The organism is Meinhardsimonia xiamenensis (assembly GCF_900102905.1).
In the GTDB taxonomy this organism is placed as follows: Bacteria; Pseudomonadota; Alphaproteobacteria; order Rhodobacterales; family Rhodobacteraceae; genus Meinhardsimonia; species Meinhardsimonia xiamenensis.
In genome coordinates this window covers 1-6,521 of sequence record NZ_FNFV01000019.1, presented here as the reverse complement: position 1 = coordinate 6,521, position 6,521 = coordinate 1, and the positions used below count along the sequence as shown (strand labels likewise).

Sequence of the window (6,521 nt, the reverse complement as noted above, 5' to 3'; positions counted from 1 at the left end):
CACCGACAACGGCCGCGAGTTCTGCGGCAGCGAGAACCACCCCTACGAGCTCTACCTCGACCTCAACGGCATCGAGCACCGGCGCACCAAGGTCCGCAGCCCCAAGACCAACGGCTTCGTGGAACGCTTCAACCGCACCGTGCTCGACGAGTTCTTCCGGGTGAAGATGCGCGAGACCTTCTACGAGACCGTGGAGGCGCTGCAGGCGGACCTCGATGCCTGGCTCGTCCACTACAACACCGAGCGCCCGCATCTGGGCTACCGGAACCAGGGCAGACGCCCCATCGAGACCGTCATGTCATTCGTCAGTCAAGAAGGTTAAGTGAACAAATTGAGAATGGGTTGTTCAAAAAATTTTTCGCTCATGCTTTTCCCTTGGGCGAAGAAGTGAACTTGGATTCTTCGACCAATTGATTGCCACTCATAAGAACGATCTGCTGATCCTGCGGCCTGCGGGCGCCCGGTTCGGTATCGAGCCCGAGCCGCCTGAGCGCGTAGTAGAGAAGCGCCCGCCGGACCTTGATCGTCGCCTTGCCAGCCCGCATGCCGTAGTCCAGCGCGATGACCTTCGCCTGCGTGTCCGAGAGCTCGGGGTGGGGGCCGATTTCCAGCGTGATCTCGGAATTCCAGTCGCTGTCGTCATCCGGCGACACATCGCTCTCTCGCGTCCCGCGGATCTCGAGCATCCGCGAGAGCACGAAATCCTTGAAGCACGCATCGGTCTCGCAGAACGCCCGCGTGTGCCAGCGGAATCCGTCGAAGGCGATGGCGTGTGGCGCGATCCAGCGCCAGCGCGGCTCGGGGCTGGACAGGGACTGATACCTGACCTCAATCGCTTCAGACCGGCGGATGGCGCTGACCACCGATCGCAGCGTCACCGGATCGACGCCCCGCACCGGCGTCGGCGCGGAGGCGAACGGCGGAAGTTCGGCTATCCAGCAATCTTCCCTGTCCAGTACAGCGTCGGCGACAAGCCGGAGCTGAGCGAGATAGCGGGCGGCGTCCGGCGGGCGGAATCGGCACGCGAAGTCTGGGCCACGCACATAGGTGCGCGCGCTCTTGTCGTAGACCATGTTGTTCGGGGCCATCTCCATGTAGCGGCTCAGGTCGGAGGTGGCCTGGTTCACCGAGATCCCGAACTGCTTCATCAGGTCGCTGCGATTCACGCGCCCCTCCCAGAACAGGCGGAATTCGATGAACTCGAGCCGCTGCTCGACGCCCCAGCGAAGCTCGCCCCTGTCCCTGTCCACGTTCCGCTCCCGATTGCCCTCTCGCGCACGTGTACTGTGCGCGCCCAATTTATGGGCTTTTCTGGAGCGTAGCCGCGCGCACTGGCGCGATCAATCGAAAAGCGAGGCAGTCGCGCGCAATTACCCCAAGGATTGCCTGAGGTTCTCCGCCACCGCATCGGCCGCCATCCGCACCGGCTCAGCAGCAAGGTGGGCGTAACGGGCCGTGGTCTGGACCTGCGTGTGGCCGAGCAGCTTGCCGATCATGGGCAGTCCCTGACCCGAGGCCACAGCCCTGGACGCGAAGGTGTGGCGCAGGTCGTGGATGCGGACGTCCTTCACGCCTGCGCGGGCGCGGACGCGCTGCCAGAAGGGCTGGAGATCGCTCAGGCGCTTGCCCGGCAGGGTGCCGGTGATGACCCACGGGTTGCCGTCGATGCGCTTGGCGTCGCGGAGCAGTTCGACGGCGGGCTGGCCGAGATGAACGACCTTGGCGCCGGTCTTGGAATCCGGCAGGCGCAGGACGCGCTCGGCCAGATCGACGTGTTTCCACTTCAGCGTCATGATCTCGTTCAGCCGGCAGCCGGTCAGGATCAACAGGCGCGCGGCGAGGATGGCCGAGGGCAGTTCGATCCTCTCATCCTCCATCTCGCGCAGCACCTGGCCGATCCGGCGCAGCTCTGCCGCGCTGAGGAACCGCTCGCGCTTCTCCTCGGGATACTTACGGATGTGCTTTCGCGGGTTGGTGCCGTCAGGACGCAGGCCCCACATCTCGGCGAGGCTGAACATCTTCGAGACCACTTCGAGGCAGCGGTTCGCCTGGTAGGGGATGTGGCGCAGGTCGTGATGGAATTTCGCCACGTCCGCCCGGGTGATGCCCGTGACCGTCAGCTGTCCGAGTGCGGGCAGGATGAAGCGCCGGAGGTTCCGCCGGTATTCCTTCGCGGTGCTGGGCTTGAGGCGGACGGAAATGTGTTCCCGGTCGAAACGTTCGGCCAGCTCCCTGACCGTGATCGCCTTGCGCTCGGCATCGCGTTCAGCGGCAGGATCCTCGCCATTGCGCGCGGCGGCAACGATGGCGATGGCGCGGTTGCGCGCCTGCTCGCAGGTCAGCACCGTGCTGGGCCCGAGGCTGATCCGCCGCGACCGGCGTCCGGCGCGATACTGGACCACGTAGCCCTTGCGTCCGCTCGGCAGCACCCGCAGCCCGAAGCCAGGAACCTCGCTGTCCCAGACGAAGAATTCGGATTGTCGGGGTTCGGTGGCATCGACGAGGCGTTTGGTGATCTTCGGCATGGCGGGCTTTGCTGGTTGTGGTTGCCTCCACAGTGCTCAAGCGTGGGCAACAGTCAATGAACACGTTGAAATAGCAAAGAAAAACGAAGTGTTGCGCGTTTCCGCGCAAGGCGGTTCGACGCGCTGGCGCGGAAAAACGACGAGCCCTTCGAATCACGTCGCAGGTTCCGGCACCCGCGTCGCGCTGATAAGCTGCCGGCCAAACGATACTGGCGATCCGATGGCTTCCAAGACCACCCTCAACGCAAAGAACCTCGAGACCCTGGGCGCCGAGCGCCTGGCGCAACTGTTGATCGAGATCAGCACCGGGAACGCCGCGGCCAAGCGCAAGCTGCGGCTTGCGCTGGCCGGCGCACAGAGCCCTGGGGAGGCCGCGCGCGAGATCCGCAAGCGGCTGACCAGCATTGCCCGCGCCCGTAGCTTCGTCACCTGGAAGAACCGCAAGGCGCTGGTCGAGGACCTCGAAGCTCAGCGACGCGCCATCCTCGAGCAGGTCGCGCCGGCCGATCCGGACGAGGCGCTGGCGCTCATGTGGCGGTTCATGGCGCTGGCGACGCCGGTTTTCGAGCGCTGCGACGATTCCAGCGGCACGATCATCGCCCTCTTTCACCAGGCCTGCGCCGATCTGGGCGCGCTGGCCAGAGCGGCCCGGCCGGCGCCGGAAGCGCTGGCACGGCAGGTTCTCGATGCGCTGCAGGACAACGACTATAGTCAGTATGACGAGCTTATCGCTCACATGGCGCCTGCCCTTGGCCCCGAGGGGCTCGCGCATCTGAAGGCGCTGGTCGAGGAGCTCGGGCGCACGCCGGTTCCCGTTCCGCCCAAGGAAGAATGGGAGCAGGTGGCCCGGGGCACCGGCGGCCCCCGCTATGCTCACGAGATAGCGGAGCGCGAGCGCCAGAGCATGGTCCGGATGGCGCTCCAAGACATTGCCGATGCGCAGGGCGACGTGGACGGGTTCATCGCCCAGTATGAACCCGCGACGCGCCGGGTTCCGACCATCGCCGCCGAGATCGCGCAGCGGCTTCTGGACGCGGGCCGGGCGGAGGACGCGCTCGGCTTCGTCGAGCGGGCCGAGTTCGGCAAGGGCGGCTGGATCCCGGAGGAATGGACCGAGGCGCGCCTCGCGGCCCTGGAGGCCTTGGGCCGTTCGGGCGAGGCGCAGGCCTTCCGTTGGGAAAGCTTCAAGCGTACGCTCTCGGTTGAACACCTGCGCGCCTACCTCAAGCGGCTGCCAGATTTCGACGACATCGAGGCCGAGGAGCGGGCGATGGCACACGCCATGTCACATCCGGACCTCCTCGCCGCACTCGAATTCTTTCTCGACTGGCCTGCGCTCGATCACGCAGCAGAGCTCCTGCTTTCCCGCCACGCCGAGATCGACGGCGACCATTACGAATATCTCGTGCCAGCGGCCGAGGCCCTGGCCGAGCGCCACCCGCTGGCCGCGACACTGGCGCTGCGCGCGATGATCGACTTCACTCTGAACGCGGCGCGGTCCAAGCGGTATCGTTATGCGGCCGAGCACCTCGCCGAATGCGCCCGGCTCGCGCGGGAGATCCCGAACTTCGGCGCGTTCGAGACGCACGACGGTAAGCGGTGCGCCGATCACACTGGCTGGGCGTAATTCCAAGGCAGCAGGGCGTCGATATCGGATTGCTTGTGGCCATTGATGATGGCCCGGAGCGTCGCCGTTATCCAGGCGTGGGGATCGACGGCGTTGAGCTTGCAGGTTTCGATCAGCGAGGCCAGCATCGCCCAGTTCTGTGCGCCGGCGTCATGGCCTGCGAAGAGGGCGTTCTTTCGGTTGAGCGCGATGGGGCGGATGCTGCGTTCGACGGCATTGTTGTCGATCTCGATGCGGCCGTCGGTCAGGAACAGGGTCAAGCCGCCCCGGTATTTGGCGATGTATTTGAGGGCTTCACCGAGCGGGGACTTGGCGGAGACGCGGGCACGGTGGGTGGTGAGCCAAGCCTCGAATGCGTCGATGATCGGCTTTGAGCGTGCTTGTCTTTCGGACAGGCGGGCCTGGGGCTTCTGACCGCGGATGTCCTTCTCGATCCGATAGAGGGCGGCAATCTGTTTCAGCCCCTCATCGGCAATCGGCGTTGTGCCGGTCTGGGCGACTTCATGGAGCTTGCGCCGGGCGTGCGCCCAACAATACGCCAGCTGGATATCCTGGGTTGGCCGTTTGAGCAGCCGGTTGTAGCCCGCATAGCCGTCCACTTGCAGGGTTCCTGTGAAGCCTTTGAGGATGCCCTCGGCGTATTGGCCGGATCGGCCCGGTGCGTAAGTGAAGGCCACGCCCGGCGGGGCACCGCCGCCCCAGGGGCGGTCATCGCGGGCCAAGACCCAGAAGTATCCCGTCTTGGTTTTGCGGCGACCTGGGTCCAGCACCGGCGCCGTGGTCTCATCCATGAACAGCTTGGTGGATCGCTTCAGGTTCGCCAGCAGCGCGTCATAGACGGGTTTGAGTTCAAACGCCGCGCGTCCGACCCAGGCTGCCAGCGTGGAGCGGTCGAGATCGATGCCTTGGCGGCTGTAAATCTGGGCCTGCCGGTACAGGGGAAGGTGGTCGGCGTATTTGGCTACGATCACATGCGCCACCGTGGCCTCGGTCGGCATGCCGCCGGGGATCAGGTGCGCGGGTGCCGGAGCCTGGACGATCCCGCCCTCGCAGGACCGGCAGGCATACTTTGGACGGCGGGTGACGATCACCCGGAACTGTGCCGGCACGATATCCAGCCGTTCGCTGACATCCTCGCCAATGACATGCCGCTCGTGGCCGCAGTCGCAGACCGTGCTCTCGGGTTCGATCACGTCTTCGATGCGCGGCAGGTGTTTCGGCAGCGATCCCCGGTTGGTCTTGCGCGGCGTCGAGGTTCGCATCGGCGTGACCAGCGGATTGACCTCACCTTCGGTCTCGACCTGGGCAATCGCGGTCTCGATATCCTCCAGCGCCAGCTCGAACTGATCCGGATCGATCTTCTCGGACTTGCGCCCGAACAGCGCTTGTTTGAAGGCCGCGACCAAGGCTTCCAGACGTGCGTTCTGCTCCTGCTGGGCCAGGATGATGGCCTTCAGGGCCTCGATGTCATCGGGAAGATTTGCCGCCGCGTTCATGGGGGTGATCTATCAAAATCGCGCGGGAAGCACCCGCCAAAACATCCCCATGATTCACTCTGCCGCAGTCGGCGGACGCGCCGCCAGAGCCTTCACTTTCCGCCAGTCCAATCCGGCAAACAGCGCTTCGAACTGGGCATGGTTCAATGACATCAGGCCGTCGCGGATCGCTGGCCAGGTGAAGGTCGTCTCCTCCAGCCGCTTGTAGATCATCACCAGCCCGGTGCCGTCCCAATAGAGCAGCTTCAGCCGGTCGGCCCGCTTGGCGCGGAACACGAACACCGTCCCGGTGAACGGCTCTTTGCGCAACTCGTTCTTCACCAGGGCCGCCAGCCCGTCATGGCCTTTCCGGAAGTCCACCGGCTTCGTCGACACAACGATCCGTACCCGGTTCGACGGAAAAATCATGCCCCGAGTGCCCGCACAATCTCTGCAATCCGTACCGCCGGGGTCGCCTCGTCCAGCCGGATCACCACATCGCCGCAGACAATCTCAACCGTTGCGTCCCCGGCTCCCACCGTACAGTCGGTCAGCTCTTCGATAACCATCGGCGCGAACTCAGGCTCCGGTTCCGGCAGTGCCGGCAGCACCAGCTTCCCCTCCCGCGCCATCCGCCGCCATTCCGACAGATGATTGGGCCGCATGTTATATCGCCGGGCAACCTCATTCACCGTCGTCCCCGGCTCCAACGTCTCAGCCACGATCCGCGCTTTCACATCATCCGGCCACCGCCTCCGACCGCGAGGTCCGACAATCACCTCACTGAGAAACTCCGCTGAGTGCTCCATGGAGAAAGTCCCTACAAATCGACACAACGCCGGGACTCGCAGATCACACGCTCACAGGAAAGGTGGGGCCAACGCACCGCTTACG

At 64.9% G+C, this 6,521-nt stretch carries 7 protein-coding genes; 2 read left to right on the top strand and 5 right to left on the bottom strand.

The annotated features are described in order from the left end of the window. A partial coding sequence (locus BLQ14_RS15205) for an integrase core domain-containing protein (protein ID WP_143004513.1) occupies window positions 1-322 on the top strand: 322 nt, incomplete at its 5' end. Window positions 323-362: 40 nt separating this feature from the next. Here the strand turns inward: BLQ14_RS15205 and BLQ14_RS15200 are convergent. Further along, window positions 363-1,250, bottom strand: coding sequence for a BrxR family helix-turn-helix transcriptional regulator (locus BLQ14_RS15200; RefSeq protein WP_092501411.1), 888 nt, complete (start codon window positions 1,248-1,250; stop codon window positions 363-365). Window positions 1,251-1,370: 120 nt separating this feature from the next. Continuing rightward, entirely contained in the window at window positions 1,371-2,525 is a 1,155-nt protein-coding gene (locus BLQ14_RS15195; RefSeq protein ID WP_092501410.1) for a tyrosine-type recombinase/integrase, read from the bottom strand. Here BLQ14_RS15195 and BLQ14_RS15190 point away from each other — a divergent pair. Continuing rightward, on the top strand, window positions 2,512-4,152 hold the full coding sequence (locus tag BLQ14_RS15190; RefSeq protein WP_245657141.1) for a DUF6880 family protein: 1,641 nt from the start codon (window positions 2,512-2,514) through the stop codon (window positions 4,150-4,152). The two genes, BLQ14_RS15195 and BLQ14_RS15190, sit on opposite strands and share 14 nt — an antisense overlap. Here the strand turns inward: BLQ14_RS15190 and tnpC are convergent. The 3 genes from tnpC to BLQ14_RS15175 are packed head-to-tail and all read right to left on the bottom strand — an operon-like array spanning window position 4,134 to window position 6,349. Then, on the bottom strand, window positions 4,134-5,648 hold the full coding sequence (gene tnpC, locus BLQ14_RS15185; RefSeq protein WP_092500240.1) for an IS66 family transposase: 1,515 nt from the start codon (window positions 5,646-5,648) through the stop codon (window positions 4,134-4,136). The two genes, BLQ14_RS15190 and tnpC, sit on opposite strands and share 19 nt — an antisense overlap. A gap of 54 nt (window positions 5,649-5,702) precedes the next feature. Then, window positions 5,703-6,056: an IS66 family insertion sequence element accessory protein TnpB gene (gene tnpB, locus BLQ14_RS15180; protein WP_092500241.1), complete on the bottom strand. Its 354-nt coding sequence runs from the start codon at window positions 6,054-6,056 to the stop codon at window positions 5,703-5,705. Next, on the bottom strand, window positions 6,053-6,349 hold the full coding sequence (locus BLQ14_RS15175; protein ID WP_245657043.1) for a transposase: 297 nt from the start codon (window positions 6,347-6,349) through the stop codon (window positions 6,053-6,055). The genes tnpB and BLQ14_RS15175 overlap by 4 nt, the downstream gene beginning before the upstream one ends. Window positions 6,350-6,521 lie beyond the last annotated feature (172 nt).